The sequence below is a fragment of the Psychrobacter sp. Ps6 genome (assembly GCF_022129235.1).
Lineage (GTDB): Bacteria > Pseudomonadota > Gammaproteobacteria > Pseudomonadales > Moraxellaceae > Psychrobacter.
Genome location: NZ_JADQAI010000002.1, coordinates 193,813 through 214,298 on the forward strand (window position 1 = coordinate 193,813; position 20,486 = coordinate 214,298).

Below are 20,486 nucleotides of genomic sequence, written 5' to 3' on the forward strand. Positions count from 1 at the left end.
GGGAATGCCTTTATGCCGTTTATTCGTTTCAAGCGTGCAACCAAGAAAAAAGCTGATACCAGTAATAATACAAATAACTTTGACTCTCAATCAGCGCAAAAACGGATCGCTATTATCGGCTCGGGTGTGTCAGGACTGACTTGTGCGCATTACTTAGGCGCGCAACATGAGGTGACGGTATTTGAAGCCAATGATTATATCGGCGGGCATGTAAATACCATTGATGTGGCACTACAGGACGGCAAAAAAGCAAAGAGTAGTAACGTAGAGAGCAGCGCCATAGACACCGGTTTTATTGTTTTTAATGAGCGTACTTACCCCAATTTTTTCCGTTTGCTCTATGATCTAAAAGTGCCATTTCAGGCGACGGATATGAGTTTTTCTGTCAAAAATATGGCACGTCATTTTGAATATAATGGGCATACTCTCAACACCTTATTATCGCAGCGCAAAAACGTACTTAATCCGAAGTTCTGGCAATTTATCAAAGATGTCTTGCAGTTTAATAAGCACATCAAGCAGCTCCGTCAAGAGTATGATAGTGCGCGTGCTGCAGAACAAGACATTAGCGGATTTACTGAGCAGACACTCGGTGGTTATCTAGCACAAAAAAGCTATGGTCAGCTGTTTACCGATAACTATCTACTGCCGATGGTCTCAGCCATTTGGTCAACCAGTCTGGATGAAGTGCAAGATTTCCCATTGGTATTTTTTGCGCAATTCTTTGACAATCATGGCTTACTTGATGTGGTCAATCGTCCGCAATGGTTTACGATCAAAGGTGGTTCAAAGCAATACGTTAATAAGTTGATTCCACGCTTTATCAAAGCAGGCGGCAAAGTGCGAGTCAACAGCCCGGTACAGTCTGTGACGCGTGATGGTGAGCAAGTGACTTTGACAGTACAGAATGCTTTGACGGTGCAGAGCAAAGGTGATGCTAACAGTAGCGAAAACCTTGTATTCGATGAAGTCATTTTTGCCTGCCATGCAGATACCGCATTGAAGATTCTAAAAGATGCCAGTACCGATGAGTCCGAGGTGCTGAGTCACTTCCGCTTTACCAAAAACACGGCAGTATTGCACACCGATACGAGCGTCTTACCTAAGAAGCCACTGGCATGGGCAAGCTGGAATTATCTTATTGATGAAAAAACTTCAGACAATGTGCCAGATAAGAATCAAGCTGGCGTAAATACACAACCACCTGAAAAACCAGTGCTAACGTATCATATGAACATCTTGCAGCGTCTGACCAAGAAGCATAATTATTTGGTTACACTTAACCATGAAGTCGATGATAAGCAAATCGTCAAAAGCATTGATTATAGCCATCCAGTGTTTGATCTAAAGATGATTGAGGCGCAAACCAAATGGTCAAGCATCTCTGGCGCTGGGTTGCACACGCATTTTTGCGGAGCATATTGGTTTAATGGCTTTCATGAAGATGGCGTACGCAGCGGTCTACGTGTGTGTCAGGCGCTCGGCCATGATATCGATATAAAAGACGAAGTTGATCCAGCGCATTTGCCTAATGCGGATAGTGCACATACGCCATTTCGTTATAGAGACTTGCCGATAAAGGCTGACACAAAGGTACGCAAACTTGATAAGCGTCAGATTATCACTGCGACTACTAATCAGGAGTTGGTTGAGTATGCTGAGCGCTTACAGGGTGCGGCTGATAATAGTCACCAAAATAAAAAACGTGGCTTATTTGCTCGCCGTAAAGTCAAATAACTATGCGATTAATATCGCAATCAATATATCAAACCGTTCTATATCAATAAGCCGCTACAAAAGAGACTGTCTATGACCATGTCCACGCAATCCGCTAATGCTATGCCAACTGATGAGGCGACTGCATTACCGCATCAGTTGTTTGAAGGCATAACATGGCATAGTCGGCTGCTTCCTAGTGTGAATAAATTTGTCTATCCGTATCGCTATTGGGGTATCAATATTAGTGCATTGGCCGCCGGACAAGATCTTCCAGAAATAGATACGGCAGCTTTTGGGGAGCACAAGGTTTTAGTCGTATCACACCTGAGCAAGATATTACCAAAGAAGTTATTAGCAAAAGGGTTGCCTTTATTTTCAGCCAAGACAAAGGCGCTGCAACGATTTTGCTCTGATGATTATTTAGAAAGCTTCAATAGCCTAAGTAGTAATGAAAGACTAAGTATCAATGAAGATATTGATAGCAACTTACAATCTAATCAATCACTAAAGCAGCGTCTGAGCCAAGCATTTATTAAACATGTAGGTAGCGCACCTGAAGGCAATATGTTGGGATTACTTGTCTGCCGTAATGCGGGCATGTATTTTAGCCCAGTTAATTTTTACTTAGGGTTTGATGAGCAGCAGACGCCTACGCACTTATTGGCTGAAGTGTCCAATACACCTTGGGATAAGCGTCATTACTATGGGTTTTTGCTAGAAGGGGAAGAGACTGAGTTTTGTCATGATAAAGATTTTCATGTGTCACCTTTTAACCCGATTGATCAGCTGTATCGCTGGCAGGTGACGGTGAAACGTACACAACAGCATAAGATAGATAATCAATCAAATACGGGCTTACAAGTCCGTATTGCGATCGATATCAGTGATGAGCGTGGGGAGGTCCTAAAAACGGGTATAAAGATATCAGGAGTGCCGCTGACAGAAACGACCGTTCGCAATAGCTTACGAAAAAACCCGCTCATGAACATAACATCGTTAGCGCGTATTTATGGGCAAGCTTTTAAACTCTATGCGATCAAAAAGGTGCCTTATATCAATTATGATGAAAAGCTAGCCGACAGCAATCAGAAAACATCTGCCTCTTTAAAAAGTGAAGCTTTAAACGATTGATAATCTAGAAATGCAAAAACCAGCAAAACATTTTATATAGTCAATTTCAAAATAAAAGAACTTAAACAAGGACAACCATACGATGTCAGTACGACCGACCGACCGAGCACCAGTGACAAAATTAGAGAAGTTAACCGCTCGCATGAGTAAAGTGGTTAACGAAAGTGCCGTACTACAACCAGTAAGTGACGGCGTGAATCATTTAGCCAGAAAGCTTATATTTCGCGCATTACAGCATATCCAGTTTGGCAGTCTTACTTTGATTGAGACATTTGGTAAACAAGAACCTAAGACAACTAGCTTTGGTATTGTCGCCCCTAGCGTGGCAAGTAGTTCGGCGGTTGGTCGTCATCCTCTGCATGTCACGCTGCGTATTCATGATAATGCTGTCTATCGTCAACTGCTGCTGGGTGGCTCTATCGCTTTAGCAGACAGTTATATCGATGGCGAATGGGAGACGGATGATTTGACAGGCCTGATTCGCTTGGCGGCGCGTAACTTAGAAGTGCTTAATAAATTAGAAAACCGTTTTGCGGGCGTTAGTAAAGCATTTGAGAAAGCAAAGCATCAGCTGCGTGGTAATGATAAATCTGGTTCTAAATCCAATATCCTAGCGCATTATGACTTGGGCAATGATATGTATCAGCGATTTTTGGATGATACGATGATGTACTCGTCAGCCGTATATTCGACGCCTGATGTGACGCTTAGCGATGCTCAGCAGCACAAGCTATCGCTCATATGTCAGCGATTACAGCTGAGTGCTGATGATAATGTTATTGAGATTGGTACAGGGTGGGGCGGTTTTGCTATCTATGCTGCCACCCATTATGGTTGCCATGTGACTACCACGACGATATCTGATGCGCAATATGACGAGGCGCAGAGACGAGTCGAAGCGGCAGGATTGTCTGATAAGGTTACGCTTCTTAAGCAAGACTATCGTGAGCTGACGGGAAAGTACGACAAGCTAGTCAGTATCGAGATGATTGAAGCGGTGGGGCATGAATATTTACCGACTTTCTTTGCCAAGTGTAATAGCTTGCTCAAACCGACAGGTCTCATGGTGCTGCAAGCGATTACCTTTAATGATCAAAACTATCAAGACTACATAGATTCAGTCGATTTTATCCAAACGCACATTTTCCCAGGGGGTTGTCTGCTTTCCAACCAGGAGCTGACGACACAGTTTACTGAGCAGACGGATATGGTCGTCAAGCAATTACATGATTATGGCTTTGATTATGCGTACACGTTGCGTGATTGGCGTGCTGCGTTTATGGCACAGCGTGCAGAGATTCAAGCGCTTGGCTATGACGATGCCTTTATCCGCCTATGGGAGTTTTATTTCTGTTACTGCGAAGGGGGATTCTTGGAGCGTACCATCGGTGTGGTCCAAGTCACTGCGGTGAAGCCTAACAATATCGACACGCTGCATTTTTCTGATTTGCCAAGTGCGGTCTTGAAGAACGAAACCGTTTCGAACGATGAGACGGCCTTTCATGACGCAGATATGGCAGACACAGCATCGGTATAAGTCTGATGATATAGATATGGTTTGTTCATAACACTTATAGGGTCTCATACTGCATAAACAGTTTGAGACCCTATGTATTGAAAAATTCTATATTGAAAAGTTCTATGATACTTGCAGGGCACGCTTATCACGCAGACCGGAGTAGCGTGTTACCGCTAATGCCATTAGAGAGATGACAGCACCGATCCAAGCCGTGTCTTGCAGTGACATGTTTTCGACCACGCTACCACCGATGATGGAGCCCAGTGCAATACCGATATTGAATGCAGCAATGTTCAATCCAGAAGCGACATCGACGGCGTTTGGCGTATACTTTTCAGCTTGCTTGACCACGTAGATTTGTAGGCCTGGTACATTACCAAAGGCGAAAGCACCCCATACTAAAATAGTTAGAACCGCAGTAATCTTGGATTGCATAGTAAAGGTGAACAGTAAAAGAATGACACTTAAGGCGCTAAATATAATGCTAAGCGCACTAATAGGACCGCGTTTATCTGCAAGTTTTCCGCCCCAGATATTACCGATCGCAACGGACACGCCATATACGAGCATGATGAGACCAATGGCTGATGGCGCAAATTTGGTCTGCTGCTCTAAGATAGGGGCTAGATAAGTAAATGCCGTAAACGTACCGCCATAGCCAAGGATAGTCATGAGATAAACCAGTAGTAATTGTGGTTTTACAATGACTTGTAATTGCTCTTTGAAGGTTGCAGGAACAGATTTTTTTAGGTTTTTTGGTACTAATATTGCGCTACCAATTAGAGCGATTAAGCCCAGTGCTGAGACGACCAAAAACGTAGCACGCCAACCGAAATGCTGTCCAATCCATGTACCAAGGGGTACACCAGTGACCAGCGCTACAGTGAGTCCGGTAAACATAATGGCAATTGCGCTGGCTTCTTTTTCTTTACTGACAAGGCTAGTAGCAATCATGGAACCAATAGAGAAAAACACACCATGCGCCAGACCGGTCAAGATACGGGCAAGTATTAAGGTTTCATAACTGGGTGCCTGCCAAGCCAGCAAGTTGCCGATGACAAATAGACCCATTAGGCTCATCAGTACGATTTTACGATTCCAGCGACCAGTGAGTGCGGTAAGTATAGGAGCACCGATGGCAACACCGACAGCATATAGGCTGACGAGCAACCCTGCTGAAGGTAAGCTCACGCCTAGATCTGCGGCAATAGTTGGTACTAGTCCAACAATGACAAATTCGGTTGTCCCAATTGCAAATGCGCTTAGAGTAAGCGCCCATAAAGCGAGTGGCATAACGACATCCTAATAATTAAACGATGTGCGTAGTTTGACGGATTTATAGTTTGCAAAAAACAGCATAAATGACAAAATACCTTTGTCAATTTTGTAAAGGTCATCATGATGATGGGACATGCTAAAACAGAAGATATAGAGATATTTCTGACGGTAGTGGATACGGCCAGTTTTACTGGCGCTGCCAATGTGCTGAATCAGCAAGTCGCTAAAGTATCTCGTGCGGTGTCCAGACTCGAAGATACGCTGCAATGTACGCTGTTAAATAGAACGACACGGCGCTTGGAGCTGACGGAGGAAGGGCATGTCTTTATTAAATATGCGCGTGAAAGTTTAAATACGTTATATACCGGTGAAGAGGCGATTAAGCTGTTAAAACAAGCGCCAAGTGGGCATCTACGAATCGACGCTGCAAGTCCGTTTGTATTGCATCAGCTGACGCCTTTGGTTGGTGAGTTTGTGCAGCAGTATCCGCATATCACGCTTGATTTGACATCACATGACAATATCATCGACTTGCTTGAGCATAAGACGGATTTGGCTATCAGAATTGGCGATTTAAAAGACTCAAACTTGCATGCGCGTCTATTGGGTAAAAGTCAGCTGCGGCTAGTAGTCAGTCCTGAATATTTATACCAGCATAATGAAGTAGCTCATATTGATGACTTGAGCACTCATAAATTAATTGGCTTTAACGATGCATCAAAACTAAATAACTGGCCACTAAAAACACCAGTGAAACTGAACTTTCATATGACTGGCAGTAGCGGTGAGACTTTGCGTCAGCTGTGTTTAAATCATCAAGGTATCGCTTTACTGTCACATTTTATGATTGGTGACGATTTGAAATCTGGAAGATTGGTTGAGGTGTTGCCTGAAGCGATAGTTAGGCCAAACAATCGCGAAGCCATACAGGCGGTCTATTACAAAAACAGCGCGGTATCATCGCGTATTTTAGCATTTTTAGATTTTATTCAGCCACGACTGACATTATAAGTTTTATTCGTCTTTATTCATTTTATAAGGGGTATTATCATGGGTTATGTTTTTATTTATCTTGCCGCTGTGGTCATTTTTTTGGGCGTAGACGCTGTTTGGCTAACGACCATGAAAGGGGCTTTTTATGAGTCGCGTATCGGTCATCTATTGGCGGATGAGCCAAATATGATGGCTGCTGGCGTGTTTTATATGTTTTATGTCTTGGCACTCTGCATATTGATTCTATATCCACAAATCAAAGCAGGTGCATCGGTTGGTCATATTTTCTTACTTGGTGGTTTGATTGGCTTGATGGCTTACGGTACATATGACTTTACTAACTTGGCTCTATACAAGGGCTTTACGCTAGATACAGCGCTCGTTGACTTTGTATGGGGCGGTGTTTTAACAGGTTCGGTTAGCGCGATTGTCGCGTGGTTGGCTTATCGTTTTCATTGGTTGAGCTAATCAAGATCGCCCTTGTTCATAAAAGCTGGCCTTATATAGCTTTGATTTACATAACCTAGACCGATTAGAGACACAGGGCTGTTTGCGCTATTTGGTGTCCTGCTGTATAAATGGTAGGCACAACAAATAAGTGTCAAACCATGTAAGGAACGTTATGCCGCAATACAATACCAGCTCGACTGCCAAAAAAGCCCCATTAAACCATGAGCTGTACATGTCGATTCTGATGACGCCTGATATGGCAAACTTCATTGGTAACGTACATGGTGGCGATTTGCTCAAGATGCTCGATCAGGTCGCTTACGCTTGTGCCAGTCGCTATAGTGGTAATTATGTGGTGACATTATCGGTGGATCAGGTCATGTTCCGTGAGCCAATATATGTGGGTGAGCTGGTTACCTTTGCGGCTAGTGTCAACTATGTCGGCACCACGTCAATGGAGATAGGTATTCGCGTCGAAGCAGAGGACGTACGTGCTCGAAAGGTTCGCCATACCAATAGCTGTTACTTTACGATGGTTGCTATTGACGATAATGGTAAACCAACCGCTGCGCCGCCGCTTGATATAAAAAGTAACCTACAGCAGTGCCGCGCTGATGCTGCAAAAGAGCGAAAAAAACTGCGAATGGACAGCTCACATCGTCCCAGTTGTGATCTTGAAACAATGAATAGTAAATTTAATGAAGCTGAAGATAATGCTAAATAAGCTATCAATTTTTAGCTGGTTAATAACCAGCACCTTATACAACGACTCACTAAAAAGACACTGATATTGTAAAGCGCTTACTTTAAGCTGATGGGTATTTCAAGCCATTCGTCTATGGTGAATATATCCACTATCAACGTATTATTCCAGTGAGTTTAGTATGAGTCTAAAGCCATCCGTTGGTAATCCCCAACATCATTCGTCAGCTGCTTCTAAAGTGCCAAGTCATCGTGCGCGCGGAGCTGGCAATTTGACAGCCCTCAATGATTCTGAATTAAAGCATACCCTTAACCAAAGTCCTGAAACCAACGATGAGCATTCAGGCTCGCTCATTACGGTGTTGATTGCCGTTGGTGCCAATCTCATTATCGCCATTGCAAAAACAGTTGCCGCCTTTATGACAGGATCTGCCTCCATGATTGCTGAAGCAGCTCACTCATGGGCAGATGCGGGCAATGGTACGTTGCTGATTGTCGCAGAAAAAAAATCCGTCAAACCTGCTGATAAGAGCCATCCATTAGGCTATGGCAAAGAATCCTATGTCTGGTCAATGATTGCTGCTTTTGGTGTATTTACGGCAGGCTCGATTGTGTCTATTTATACGGGTATTAAAGAGTGGAATGCTACTGAATCTGAGACCAACTATACAATTGCTTTTATCGTTTTAGCAGTAGCGTTTGTACTTGAAGGGTTTTCGCTAGTTCAGGCCTATAGACAAAGTAAGAAGCATGGTGAGGCGCTCGATATTAGTGCGCTTGGCTATGTAGTAGATACCTCTAATCCTACCTTGCGCGGTGTGTTCTTTGAGGATTTAGCTGCCGTTATTGGCTTGGTGGTTGCTGCCGCCGCTATGGGCATGCATGCCTATACTGGAGAGCCTTATTGGGATGCGCTTGGTTCTATCATTGTAGGCTTACTACTGGGTGTGGTCGCGATATTTTTGATTAGCCGTAATCGTGATTTTTTGGTCGGGCATAGAGTTACCGATCGCATGCATGAGTATGTCTTAGGGGAGCTACTTAATCATCCAGATATCGATAGTGTGTCTTATCTACATTTAGAGTGGGTTGGTCCTAAGAAGATCTTTATGGTCGCCGCAGTGGATATCGCAGGCAATCAAAAAGAAGAGCATATCGCTCAAAAGTTTGAAGAGATTGAAAATCTGTTCCGAGATAACCCTGTATTCCAAGAGGCAATTTTGACACTATCGGCACCCAATGCTGATATTCTGAAATTAGAAGATATTTGATCTATACAGCAAGTCAATAAAAGAAAATATAGTAGGCGGATTCATTGACAGCAAGTAAATTGTTAAATATTCGATACGTCATTCATTGTGTAAGACACAAAAAAGCCGTCAATAATGACGGCTTTTTCTATCGATAATTATGAATCTAAAAATCCATTAATTCACGGATACTTATTTCTTTGGTGCATTCGCACCGATGAACCAAGCATCTTTATCAATGATACGGCTAGCTTCAGTGAATAGGTCAGCGGTATCTTCATCGCCAGCATCACCAGCAGTAGCAATAGCTTCTCTTAATGCCTCTGCTACTTTTTTGTAGCGGCTAGTTAGTTCGCGTACATGCTGATCTACTTCAGTGATGTCGGTTGGGTAGTCATCTAGAATAGACTCTTTGACTACTCGACTTGCCAAACCGTTTGGTTGACCGCCCAAAATCACAATACGCTCAGCGATAGTATCTGATACTTCAAGGATACGATCTGACGTTTCGTCTAATAGCTGATGTACACCGATGAAACCAGTACCTTGTAGGTTCCAATGGCACTGTTTGCCATCTAAGGTTAGATCAATAACGTTTGCTAGGTTAGCATTTAGCAAATCAATCATTTTTTTGGCGGTATCGTCTGAAATTCCACTTGCGTAACGTTCTCTCATATTTTACTCCGTTATTTATTTAAAATTATTATATTGAATGAAAAGTTCAATGTATTGTTATTAGTCTTTTACTCTTACTCAGTGACAATCAATCCAAAATAAATGATATAAGAAATATCTCTATCAGTCGGCTGAAGGTCACCTGCTTGTTAATTCATGATCGATAATAGCAGCTTAAATCGATGTTGGAACCCCTGAGTGTTAGGCTTTATTAGGTGGTCGTGTAACGGGTTTGTTAACCGTGAAAATCTTTGTAAATTTATCAAAGTCTGTGTGCGTTTTTTATAACAACGGCAGGTTTATTTATCGATAAATAGTATCTTTACAGACTTATATTTTGCGTAGCGCGATATGGCAATATGTATAAGATAAGACTCGTCATTATCCGTTAAAAAGCCTTTAAAAACCGCTGCTCAGACCCCATATTGTTATAAACTTTAATAAGAAGAAAATTACTATGAGAATGCCTGAACCGCGCTCATCGCGTCAGTTAAACCAATTGGCCACTCAGCTCCAAGGCGAAGCTGAAATCAGTGGTGTTAATGCATCGGGGACGCAAATCTCGAGCCGTGCCTTTGAGATGGTCACAGATTTTGAGCCAGCAGGCGATCAGCCGCAAGCCATCGAAAAGCTGGTCAAAGGTATTGACTCTGGTATGGATGAACAGCTATTGCTAGGTGTGACTGGCTCTGGTAAGACTTATACCATGGCTAAGGTCATCTCTGAATGTCAGCGCCCAACTATCATTATGGCACACAACAAAACACTGGCGGCTCAGCTATATGGTGAGTTCAAGTCGTTTTTTCCGAACAATGCGGTTGAGTATTTCGTTAGCTATTACGATTATTATCAGCCAGAAGCGTATGTCGCTGCCAGTGATACCTTTATCGAAAAAGACAGCGCCATTAATGATCACATTGATCAGATGCGTCTGTCCGCCACACGTGCTTTGTTAGAGCGTCGTGATGCCATTATCGTCGCATCGGTATCGTGTATTTATGGTTTGGGTGATCCAGAAAGCTATCTAAAAATGCTGCTGCACGTCGTCGTTGGTGATCAGATAGACCGTACCGCAACCATTAAGCGTTTGGTTGAGATGCAATACACCCGTAATGAGTTAGATTTTGGCCGTGGTACCTATCGTTTGCGTGGTGAGCTGCTAGATATCTATCCTGCTGAATCTGAGCAGCTGGCGGTACGCGTGCATTTGTTTGACAATGAAGTGGAGAAAATCACGTGGTTTGATCCTTTGACAGGCAAAACTGTACGCAGCGTGCCACGTATTACCATTTATCCAAAATCACATTATGTGACACCGCGCAATAAGTTAGAAGCAGCCAGTGAAACCATACGCGCTGAGCTGGAGCCGCGTTTGGAGTATTTTCGTGAAAACAATAAACTGATTGAAGCACAGCGCCTCAAAGAGCGTACCCAGTATGATCTTGAGATGATTCAACAGCTTGGCTACTGTAACGGTATCGAAAACTACTCACAGCATCTCTCTGGTCGTCCATCAGGGGAAGCGCCGCCGACGTTGTTTGATTATATTCCAGAAGATGCATTATTGTTCCTCGATGAATCGCATGTTACGGTCTCTCAGATTGGCGCGATGTATAAAGGGGATAGATCACGCAAAGAAAACTTGGTCAACTATGGCTTTCGTCTGCCAAGTGCGATGAACAATCGGCCCATGAAGTTTGAAGAGTGGGAGCGCATCAAGCCTAAGACGATTTACGTCAGTGCCACGCCAGCGCTGTATGAGCTTGAACATAGTGAGCAGGTGGTTGAGCAGGTCGTACGTCCAACGGGTTTGATTGACCCTGAGATCGAGATACGCCCTGTCTTAACGCAGGTCGATGATGTGCTGTCTGAGATTACCAAACGCCGTGAAAAAGACGAGCGTGTATTGATTACCACATTGACTAAGCGTATGTCAGAAGATTTGACCAGCTATTTGAAAGAATATGGTGTCAAGGTCGCCTATCTGCATTCGGATATCGACACGGTAGAGCGCATGGAAATCATTCATGAGCTACGTACTGGTGTGCATGATGTGCTAGTCGGTATCAACCTGCTGCGTGAAGGTTTGGATATGCCTGAGGTCTCATTAGTGGCGATATTTGACGCTGATAAAGAGGGTTTCTTGCGCTCTGAGCGTTCACTTATTCAGACCATTGGTCGTGCAGCACGTCATTTGAACGGTAAAGCCATTCTCTATGCCGATCGTATTACACCAAGTATGCAAAAGGCGATAGACGAGACAGATCGACGCCGTGATAAGCAAATTGCCTTTAACCTTGAGCATAATATTACGCCAAAAGGCGCACGCCGTAGTATCACTGATAAAATTGATACAGGTGATGACCATGATGCCAATGACAATCAAGTGATTCCAATCAAGAGCAATTTGCCTGATGTGGATATCAATATCTTGCGTAGTCCTGATTTATTGGCCAAAGAAATCAAACGCCTTGAGAAACAAATGCAGCAAATGTCTCGTGATCTGAAGTTTGAGGAGGCAGCAAAAACACGTGATAAGGTGCTGGAGTTAAAAGCGCATTTAATTTAGTCTCTGAGTTTCTATGTCGTTTATAAGTGAAAAGGTGAGTTCCCTAGTTTGTGACTCACCTTTTTTATTAAGAAGCAAGTATTTATACAGGTAGTATAAATACATATTTCAATTTTATTTGAAAGATTTTTTTCAAACATGATAGATTGATGAGTATTCTTAACATTAACTGCAATAGTTGAGGTAGTATTTGAAACCTTTTTTAAATTGGGCTGCAGCTTTAGCATCCATTATAGGACTGTTCTTTACACTTAAACCAAATTTCAGTGAGTTTTCAGCTTGGCAAATTGTGGGCTTGACTATAGCTATTCTTATGTTTATTGGTGCTGCGCTATCAGATTTGAAAGATACTTATCGGTTATCTAAAAAAAAGTACCCAAATAAGAAAAAGATAAATAATTATATGCATAGTATGTTGAAAACAGCTGGTGCCTGTGAAATATGCTCAAGAGATGCAAGTTGGATCTTAGAAGATCGGATTATGAAATTATTAGAGGACAAAGCTAGAAAAGGCGAACTAACTTTTTTAGTGCATCAAAAAACCGAAGAGTTAAAAAAATTAGAAAAACTAGGTGCTAAAGTTATTGATTATGGAAAGCTTGGATTTGATCCTTTGACTCGTTTTACAATAGTGAACGCAAATAATAAAAACTCCTCCTATGTAGCAATAGGACAGCAGAGACCTAACGAATCGCACATTATAGAAGAGTTAGATTCTTCAAATCCCACTTTTTCTATTGCTGTCGATCTTATAAATTCAATCAAGGCTGCATATGACAAACATAATTAGCGGTAAAGAAGAGTCTAAGATAGTTGAAGAGTGGGATAGTATTGCAGCTATCAGAGAATATCAAATAAGTTCTGGATTAGATCACAGTGCAATTGAGGTTTTAGCACCTGCCATTCTTAAAGAGATTTCTAAGACTAGTGGTTTGATAGATATTGGATGTGGTACGGGTTGGTTAACTGCGCAAGCACATCTTTTGCATCAGAATTGTTTAGGGATAGACCCAAGTAAAAAATCGATTGAAATTGCGAATGAAAAGTATGGTAGTGCAAGTCTAAAATTTTTTGTCTCAAGCATCGAGAAACTCTCACTCAACGGTATGAAATTTGATACAGCGATATCAAATATGGTTGCAAGCAATGTACTTGACCTCAATAGCTTTATTAAGTCGTCAAGACAGATATTAGAGCCGAATGGCACCCTTATTATGACTGTTCCTCATCCATGTTTTTGGCCACAATATTGGGGATATGTGAATGATAAAGAATTCTTATATTCAGAAACATGCATGGTAGAAGGTAATTTTAAAATACAGAATGGTATAACAAGTCACATCACTACCCATTTTCACCATTCTCTTGAAAATTACTTTAATATATTGACCTCTCAAAGTTTTATAGTGGAAAAGCTAGTTGAATTGAAAGGTAGAGGATTCAAACTACCTAGATTTCTTCTTATTAGAGCTAAAGCTATATAGTCAACAGAGCATATATAACTCACGGCTGATATCGCTAGGTATGGGTCACGTTCTTACCAACATCAAACGCAGTTTTACATATCGCACCTTAAAAAATCGCTCTCTATCTTATAAGATAACGGTGTAAAGCATGACCCACTAAGCATCTATGTAAATGCTGTGCAATAACTATAAAGTTAGGCATGCTCACGTATCTGATAATTATAAAGTTAGGGATGTACTTATGTTTGATATCAAGTCGTTTTTTAAAAGAGAAGTAGAAAAAAAGCTCATCAACGTAGATGATTATATTTTTATGCCTGAGCGGGTAGAGATGGAGCTCGAAGGTGGTCAACTGAACTGTGTATTGAATAGTGATGGCCGCGTAGATATTTTTTATAGTAAAGAAGGCGTGACTGAGGTCGGTTCAGCATCGCGTAAGCATCCGTTTACTGCATTCGAAAAAGAGCTATATCACGGTATCTATGACGACGTTATCAGTGATTTGGTTAAGGAAGTGGATAAAATCATCGATGGTTCTTCTAAGTACTTCCGCCGTGGCCAGTTACTGCCTTTTACCGCCGCTCTATCACAGAACCCAACGGACTCCAATAAGTTCTAGGCTGCTGTATTGAATTGCGTATATGATAAAAAAGCAAGCTAATAAAAAAGGTGCGTTGTTTATAACGCACCTTTTTTATTAGCTTGCTTTGATGTGTAACGATAGAGTGATGCACATCGTTATATAGGTTACGGCTTATTTGACAAAACTGGCATAGCAGCTTTGTAGAGATTTCGCGACAACTCTAGTGACCAGTTGAGTGCGATACTGTGAGTCGATGGCGGCATTGCCCAATTCAACGATGGTCACTTGCTGCGGTGCTTGCTCACTCACGCAACCACAAACGTTACTTTTGACAGACTCTTGCTGCGCTTCTGTCATGGCGACGCTTGCAACACGCCAAGCGGTTTGTTTTTCAATTTGGCTACGGCATTGGTTGTCGATCGCAGTTCTAAAGACATTCATGCCAATTTCATTTGCGGTACCGATTGCTGTGCCTGTGCCGTTATTTGCAGCACCTGTCGTGGTGCAGCCTGCTAGGGCGACAGTAGCCAGCATAACTGTCGAAGCCAAAAGTTTTTTCATAAGTGAATCCTTTAAGGTATTTGATAATCTTTAAAGCTGTATATTATCAGTAAAACATAGTAATGGCATCATTAACCAGTCGCTTGAGGCAGTCTGCAATGCTGTCACTCACAAAAAAGCCAGCTAAAAAATTTCATAGCTGGCTCTATAGATATGGCGTAGCCTAATTTTTATTAGACATTTTTGCCATGTTCTTTTTGCTGAATATCTTTTGCTAGCTTATAGCATTCGTTGATATGATCAGTGGCGATTTTCTTAAAAATCGTATAACCCATCGTTGCTGCAACCAATTGACCGCCTAATGGGATAAATTTGGTGACTTGTTTTGCCGCGATACGACCACCAAAGCCTTGAATGGTTTTCTTAACGATACCACGTGTCGCCATCAGCCCTGCAAAATCGACGGTGCGATCTTTGACAGCGCTCCAATGGACTTCGCGTGATTCTAGGTTAATGGCTGATTGACGGTCTTCGATCAAACCAAAACGTTCGCTAATCTCAGGAATCAATTGCGTCAGCATACCAGCATCAACCGCCACATCAAAGAACGGTACAGGAACGATGGCGACACCAGCAGATACTCTGGCGCGTTTTTTTACCATGCCAAGGCATTCTTTTTTAACTTGATCAAGATCTAGGCTAGGATCAATTGTATTTGGTAGTTTTTCAGCAGCTGGTGTGGTTTTCATAAAGTATCCTTATAAATAATTAAAATATTAATGATGTAAAATTCAATAATTAGCAAGTCTCTCAGTTGTTTACTATTCTATGGATTTATAGGCGCCATACAATCATTGCTTTGTAGCAAAATGCAGAAAAGTACGGTCACTATGCATCCTTTTTGTAAATAAAGAGCCACATACGATACGTGTTCACTGAATAAACCCTTTCTCCAAACTACCATTTAAGCCAACATCTTTGGTAAATAAATGCAATATTAGCTAGTGTACAGAGACGCTATAAATTGTCGTTGTGACCCTGCCTTAAAGACAGTAAAATATGCTCATGCTAAATTTAACCCCCCGTAATACCAGCACTCGCATTGACGAGTTGCCCGCCGCGTTGCAACCACTGGCCGCCCAATCATTGACGCTCGCTCGCTTATATGCAGGTCGAGGTATCACTGCGCCTGATGAGCTGGAGACTGGCTTGTCTGGCCTGTTGCCTGCTGACATGCTGCATGGTATCACTGAAGCCGTGCGTCTATTGGATATCGCTATCGATGACGGTCAGCGTATCCTGATCGTTGGTGACTTTGACTGTGATGGCGCAACCAGTACCGCGCTGATGATGCGCGCACTCACGAAGATGGGGGCAGTCGTCGATTTTTTGGTGCCCGATCGTTTTAAATATGGTTATGGGCTAACGCCAGAGATTGTCGAATTGGGCATCGCAACCTTTCAGCCGGACATGATCGTGACAGTTGATAACGGTATCTCCAGTCATGAAGGTGTGGCGCGCGCCCAAGCAGATGGTATTACGGTGATTATCACTGACCATCATCTCACGACCAAAGAGACACCACCCGCTGAAGCCGTCGTAAATCCCAATCAGCTTGCTTGCAATTTCATGAGCAAAGCACTGGTCGGGGTAGGGGTCGCGTTTTATGTGCTCGGACGATTGGCAAAGCTGCGCCGCGACGCTGGCAAGTCTACGGTACAGGTTAGTCAGTATTTAGATTTGGTAGCGCTTGGAACGATTGCAGATGTCGGCGTACTCGATAAAAACAATCGTATATTAGTGCATCATGGGCTATCTGCTATTCGTCAAGGTCGCTGCTGTATGGGTATTTTGGCGTTACTTGAGCAAGCAGGCCGTGATCCCAAGCAATTACACGCGCAGGATTTTGGCTTTGTCTTAGGGCCACGTATCAATGCGGCTGGACGTATGGATAATATGCGTATCGGGATTGAGTGCTTATTGACTGAAGATTGGAGCACCGCCCAGCGTCTGGCGCAAGAGCTTGAGCAGCTAAACCGTACACGCCGTCATGTAGAAGGCGAGATGCGTGCGCAAGCAGATAAGATTGTACAGGCATTGGCTGCTGAAACTGATATTGAGATCGATGAAAGTACAAGTGACAGTGGCGATGACCTCATTACTCAGGAAGTTAATACTCAATTCGTCACTACTCATAAGACAAGCCATACAGACACTCGTAGTATCGTTCTGTATCAGGATGATTGGCATCAAGGCGTGATTGGTATTGTTGCTGGACGTTTAAAGGAAAGCCACTATCTGCCTAGCATTGTCTTTGCGCCGGCAGATACGGAGCAGACTGGTGAAGACGATGCGATCAAAGGATCAGCCCGGTCGATCGCTGGCGTGCATATTCGTGATGCGATTGAGCAAGTCGCCGAGCGTCAGCCTGATTTAATCAGTCATTTTGGTGGTCATGCGATGGCGGCAGGTCTCACCCTAAAGCGTCGTAATTTTGAGCCATTTGTCGCCGCGTTTAACGAAGTTATGGCACAAATGGATGATGACGTGTTTGCAGAGCAGAAATTCACTGATGGACCTTTGCATGCGGGAGATTTCAGCTTGTGGTTTGCTGAACATTTAGCAGATGCTAGCATTTGGGGTCATGGATTTGCACCGCCGATATTTGACGGTGTGTTTGAGGTATTGAGTTTTAAGATATTGAAAGACAAGCACCTTAAACTATCATTGCGTTATCCAGACGTTCAATATCCGATTGAGGCAATCTGTTTTAACTTTGATAATGACGCTTGGGATTATCGTGCCAAAAAAGTGCATTTACTATTTCAGCTAGATATCAATGAATGGAATGGTAAACAAAGCTTGCAGCTGATGGTAAAAGACTTGGCTGTGGTAGAGCAGGGTTAAGGCTAGAGTGTTAAGTGCGGTCAGATTGGAGCGCACTTATACCATTTATTCCCAGTAGCTTTTTTATTTAGGCTCAGTACTTCCACTCAAGAGTGGGGAACTGCCAATCATAACGAATAGCCAGCATACGCAAGGTAAAAATCGTACTCATTGCAGAAACATCAGCAACCCAATCGGCAACGCCTAAGTTTTTTAGAGCAAAATATAGAATACCCCCAGTTAGCGCCGCAGTGATATAAATCTCTTGCTGCAATACCAGTGGAATCTCATTACAAATCATATCGCGAATAATGCCACCAACGATGATGGTGATCACGCCCAATAACAGTGCCACTGACACATTGGTACCCATGCTATCAGCGACCTTAATACCTATAAGCGTAAAGGCGGATAGACCGATGGTATCGGACAGTTTTAGGAACTTATCGACTCGTCTTGAGTTCGGATGAAAAAATATTTGCATGGCTAGGGAAGAGATCGTAATGAGCGTCAGATAGCTCATATCTACCATCCAAAACAGCGGATGACGATCCAAAATGACATCGCGTACGGTGCCGCCGCCGATGGCTGTGACGATAGAGACTAGTAGACAACCAAAGACATCAAAGTTCTTATGCTTCGCCAGTATCGTCCCTGAAACGCTACAGGCGATAATCCCAATCATGTCAAAGAAATAGATCAAAGAGCGCGGATCAAAAGTAGTGATTAGAGCTGCAGGATCCAACGCGATAGCCAACATAAGCCATTCTCACTATTTTTAATTATCGTTTGTCATGTCTAGAGCCATCAATCTACTAAGTAGCTGATTAAGCAACCAGACGAATAGAGGGCAGATGCCAGTCGAATCTAAGCGCCAGCATGCGTACCGCAAAGATAACAAACAGCATAATAAACTCATTGATGCCAGCGCTGACACCGACGTACTGTAGGCATAAATACGTCACAGATCCTGCGATACTAGCCGTGATATAAATCTCACGCTGTAATACGAGCGGTATCTCATTACAGATAATATCACGTAGCATCCCACCAATAATGGCTGTCCAGACGCCCATCATAATAGCGACAAGAGGTGACATACCTTGGGTCAATGCGACCTTAAAACCAATCACGCTAAATGCCGAGAGACCAATGGCATCAAAAAGCTTAAGTGCATTATCAATCTTGTGATAGAGATGAAAGAATATTTGTAAGATAAGGGATGTCACGGTAATGACGATCACATAGTTGAGATCCGTCATCCAAAATAGTGGATGACGATCTAGTGCCATGTCACGTAGCGTACCGCCGCCGATGGCATTGACCATCGAAACCAAGATGCAGCCAGCAATATCAAAGCCTTTGTGCTGAGCGAGCAACGTCCCTGCAATTGCGCAAGCGATGATACCCACCATGTCCAATAAATATAATAGAATATCAGGAAAAATTAAATCATTAACCATGGTTATATTGCCAAATCTTGAACATCAAAATGATGGGTATTCTCGTTTTAAATGGGTGTTTTGTAGATAATTAAGACAAATCAGACCATTGTTAAATTGCCGTCTAGCCGTCTTTTGCAAACAGTATCAAGCCGATGATAATCAGTACAATACCGACCAGACCTAAGGCTGACGGTAGTGGATTTCCCAGCAGGATCATACCACCAATCAAGGCAAAAATGATTTCACTGGCTTGGGTCGAGTCAACGCCAGCGACCTCGCTTGAGGTCACCGCTTGCTCACGCGCATATAAAAACAGACTGGTCGCGGCCACCCCTGATAACAAGGCGACCAGCAGCGTGTTAAACACCTGCGCGCTGCCCGGTAACTCAGGGCGCACCATGATGCCTAAAACGAGCCAAAATGGCAAACTCCCTACGGTCATCAACCACACTTTGTTAAAGGCGTTTTGTAACAGATCCGTCTCGATAACGGGAATACGTCCGATCAAAGTTTGCAGTGTGGAGCGGTTCGCAGTGTCACGGTCAGCGCTATGCGTATCAGCAGCATCGTGGGCACTGGCTAATAGTGCTGTCTCGGCACGCATCGGCTGCGAATGGTGCTCACTATCTTGATGCCTATCTTGATGCTTGGCTTTATGCTGTTTCGCATTGTAAGATGCCTGCCAAACCAATTGATTACCAATAGGGTAACTAAATGCGGCGATCAATGCTGGTAGTGCGCCATACAGCAGCATCTGTGTCAGCGGTATCGTATTAGCGTCGCTAGGCGCATGCAAACCTTCACTGACGTTGACCAGTACGACGCCTACAAAGACAATCAGGGCATAAACGATGAATTTTTTATCAAAGCGCTGTCCGAATGCCAGTAAGACAAGTAAACTGGTCACGACAGTAAACATAAAGGTCGCTGCTACGACCCAACCACTGGCGTGATCACCTGCGTAACAGATGCCAGTATAAAACACGCCGAAGCCAATGCTACCAGTAATGCACCAGAACCCTATATGCTGCCGAAAAATCGCCCATAGCTCACCGATCCGACCCACGCCATGCTGAACACCAATCATCGCTGTCAATAGCAATAGCATAAAGACATAGCGCAGACTTGCTGACCAAAACCAATGCCCACCAGCAGCGCTCATCAACTCATTCAATACAAAGGTTGAGCTAAAAAACGCACCTGACAGTAGCCCCAGTAAGATCAGCCGAATCATGTTTCCTCCTTGAGAATATGTGCCTGTATATGGATTTGTATTTATTGTTCTAAATGGATGCTCTATCAGTGATTAGAGTGTGATC

At 43.1% G+C, this 20,486-nt stretch carries 19 protein-coding genes; 12 read left to right on the top strand and 7 right to left on the bottom strand.

Annotation, left to right across the window (positions count from 1 at the left end; translation table 11 throughout):
• Nucleotides 1-12 precede the first annotated feature (12 nt).
• The 3 genes from I3255_RS03470 (at nt 13) to I3255_RS03480 (ending at nt 4,387) form a co-directional block, all read left to right on the top strand.
• The gene (locus tag I3255_RS03470; RefSeq protein WP_238036863.1) at nt 13-1,737 is read left to right on the top strand and encodes an FAD-dependent oxidoreductase; all 1,725 of its coding nucleotides are present in this window, start codon (nt 13-15) and stop codon (nt 1,735-1,737) included.
• A gap of 72 nt (nt 1,738-1,809) precedes the next feature.
• The gene (locus I3255_RS03475; RefSeq protein WP_238036865.1) at nt 1,810-2,850 is read left to right on the top strand and encodes a DUF1365 family protein; all 1,041 of its coding nucleotides are present in this window, start codon (nt 1,810-1,812) and stop codon (nt 2,848-2,850) included.
• A gap of 82 nt (nt 2,851-2,932) precedes the next feature.
• Nucleotides 2,933-4,387: a cyclopropane-fatty-acyl-phospholipid synthase family protein gene (locus I3255_RS03480; protein WP_238036867.1), complete on the top strand. Its 1,455-nt coding sequence runs from the start codon at nt 2,933-2,935 to the stop codon at nt 4,385-4,387.
• A gap of 102 nt (nt 4,388-4,489) precedes the next feature.
• Here the strand turns inward: I3255_RS03480 and I3255_RS03485 are convergent, their stop codons facing one another.
• Nucleotides 4,490-5,662, bottom strand: a complete 1,173-nt coding sequence (locus I3255_RS03485) for an MFS transporter (RefSeq protein WP_238036869.1) — start codon at nt 5,660-5,662, stop codon at nt 4,490-4,492.
• A 105-nt stretch (nt 5,663-5,767) separates the two neighbouring features.
• Between I3255_RS03485 and I3255_RS03490 the strand changes: the two genes are divergently transcribed.
• From I3255_RS03490 to I3255_RS03505, 4 genes are all read left to right on the top strand, one after another.
• Complete coding sequence (locus I3255_RS03490) at nt 5,768-6,658, top strand: LysR family transcriptional regulator (RefSeq protein ID WP_238036871.1); 891 nt, start codon at nt 5,768-5,770, stop codon at nt 6,656-6,658.
• 39 nt (nt 6,659-6,697) lie between these two features.
• Entirely contained in the window at nt 6,698-7,108 is a 411-nt protein-coding gene (locus I3255_RS03495; protein ID WP_201598416.1) for a DUF2177 family protein, read from the top strand.
• A gap of 154 nt (nt 7,109-7,262) precedes the next feature.
• Nucleotides 7,263-7,814, top strand: a complete 552-nt coding sequence (locus tag I3255_RS03500) for an acyl-CoA thioesterase (RefSeq protein ID WP_238036874.1) — start codon at nt 7,263-7,265, stop codon at nt 7,812-7,814.
• A 160-nt stretch (nt 7,815-7,974) separates the two neighbouring features.
• Nucleotides 7,975-9,063, top strand: coding sequence for a cation diffusion facilitator family transporter (locus I3255_RS03505; protein WP_238036875.1), 1,089 nt, complete (start codon nt 7,975-7,977; stop codon nt 9,061-9,063).
• 171 nt (nt 9,064-9,234) lie between these two features.
• Here I3255_RS03505 and dps read toward each other — a convergent pair whose 3' ends face one another.
• Nucleotides 9,235-9,717 (bottom strand): DNA starvation/stationary phase protection protein Dps, encoded by a 483-nt coding sequence (gene dps / locus I3255_RS03510; RefSeq protein WP_201598413.1) that lies wholly within the window; start codon nt 9,715-9,717, stop codon nt 9,235-9,237.
• 457 nt (nt 9,718-10,174) lie between these two features.
• Here dps and uvrB point away from each other — a divergent pair, with 457 nt between their 5' ends.
• The 4 genes from uvrB to I3255_RS03530 all read left to right on the top strand — a co-directional run bounded on the left by uvrB (nt 10,175) and on the right by I3255_RS03530 (nt 14,371).
• Nucleotides 10,175-12,286, top strand: a complete 2,112-nt coding sequence (gene uvrB, locus I3255_RS03515; RefSeq protein WP_238036877.1) for an excinuclease ABC subunit UvrB — start codon at nt 10,175-10,177, stop codon at nt 12,284-12,286.
• Nucleotides 12,287-12,476: 190 nt separating this feature from the next.
• Nucleotides 12,477-13,076 (top strand): hypothetical protein, encoded by a 600-nt coding sequence (locus tag I3255_RS03520; protein WP_238036879.1) that lies wholly within the window; start codon nt 12,477-12,479, stop codon nt 13,074-13,076.
• Nucleotides 13,060-13,770, top strand: a complete 711-nt coding sequence (locus tag I3255_RS03525; protein ID WP_238036881.1) for a class I SAM-dependent methyltransferase — start codon at nt 13,060-13,062, stop codon at nt 13,768-13,770. The genes I3255_RS03520 and I3255_RS03525 overlap by 17 nt, the downstream gene beginning before the upstream one ends.
• Nucleotides 13,771-13,993: 223 nt before the next feature.
• Entirely contained in the window at nt 13,994-14,371 is a 378-nt protein-coding gene (locus I3255_RS03530; RefSeq protein ID WP_238036883.1) for a hypothetical protein, read from the top strand.
• A 135-nt stretch (nt 14,372-14,506) separates the two neighbouring features.
• On the opposite strand, the gene I3255_RS03535 is transcribed toward I3255_RS03530, so the two are convergent.
• Both I3255_RS03535 and I3255_RS03540 read right to left on the bottom strand, forming a co-directional pair.
• Nucleotides 14,507-14,896: a hypothetical protein gene (locus I3255_RS03535; protein ID WP_238036885.1), complete on the bottom strand. Its 390-nt coding sequence runs from the start codon at nt 14,894-14,896 to the stop codon at nt 14,507-14,509.
• 173 nt (nt 14,897-15,069) lie between these two features.
• Nucleotides 15,070-15,585, bottom strand: a complete 516-nt coding sequence (locus I3255_RS03540; protein ID WP_238036887.1) for a hypothetical protein — start codon at nt 15,583-15,585, stop codon at nt 15,070-15,072.
• Between the two features lie 316 nt (nt 15,586-15,901).
• Here I3255_RS03540 and recJ point away from each other — a divergent pair, with 316 nt between their 5' ends.
• A complete protein-coding gene (gene recJ / locus I3255_RS03545) occupies nt 15,902-17,743 on the top strand; it encodes a single-stranded-DNA-specific exonuclease RecJ (protein WP_238037227.1) in 1,842 nt (613 codons plus the stop codon).
• Nucleotides 17,744-17,816: 73 nt separating this feature from the next.
• Here recJ and I3255_RS03550 read toward each other — a convergent pair whose 3' ends face one another.
• The 3 genes from I3255_RS03550 to I3255_RS03560 all read right to left on the bottom strand — a co-directional run bounded on the left by I3255_RS03550 (nt 17,817) and on the right by I3255_RS03560 (nt 20,401).
• A complete protein-coding gene (locus tag I3255_RS03550; RefSeq protein ID WP_238036890.1) occupies nt 17,817-18,482 on the bottom strand; it encodes a trimeric intracellular cation channel family protein in 666 nt (221 codons plus the stop codon).
• 67 nt (nt 18,483-18,549) lie between these two features.
• Nucleotides 18,550-19,185, bottom strand: coding sequence for a trimeric intracellular cation channel family protein (locus tag I3255_RS03555; RefSeq protein ID WP_238036891.1), 636 nt, complete (start codon nt 19,183-19,185; stop codon nt 18,550-18,552).
• A 103-nt stretch (nt 19,186-19,288) separates the two neighbouring features.
• The gene (locus I3255_RS03560; RefSeq protein ID WP_238036894.1) at nt 19,289-20,401 is read right to left on the bottom strand and encodes a multidrug resistance efflux transporter family protein; all 1,113 of its coding nucleotides are present in this window, start codon (nt 20,399-20,401) and stop codon (nt 19,289-19,291) included.
• Nucleotides 20,402-20,486 lie beyond the last annotated feature (85 nt).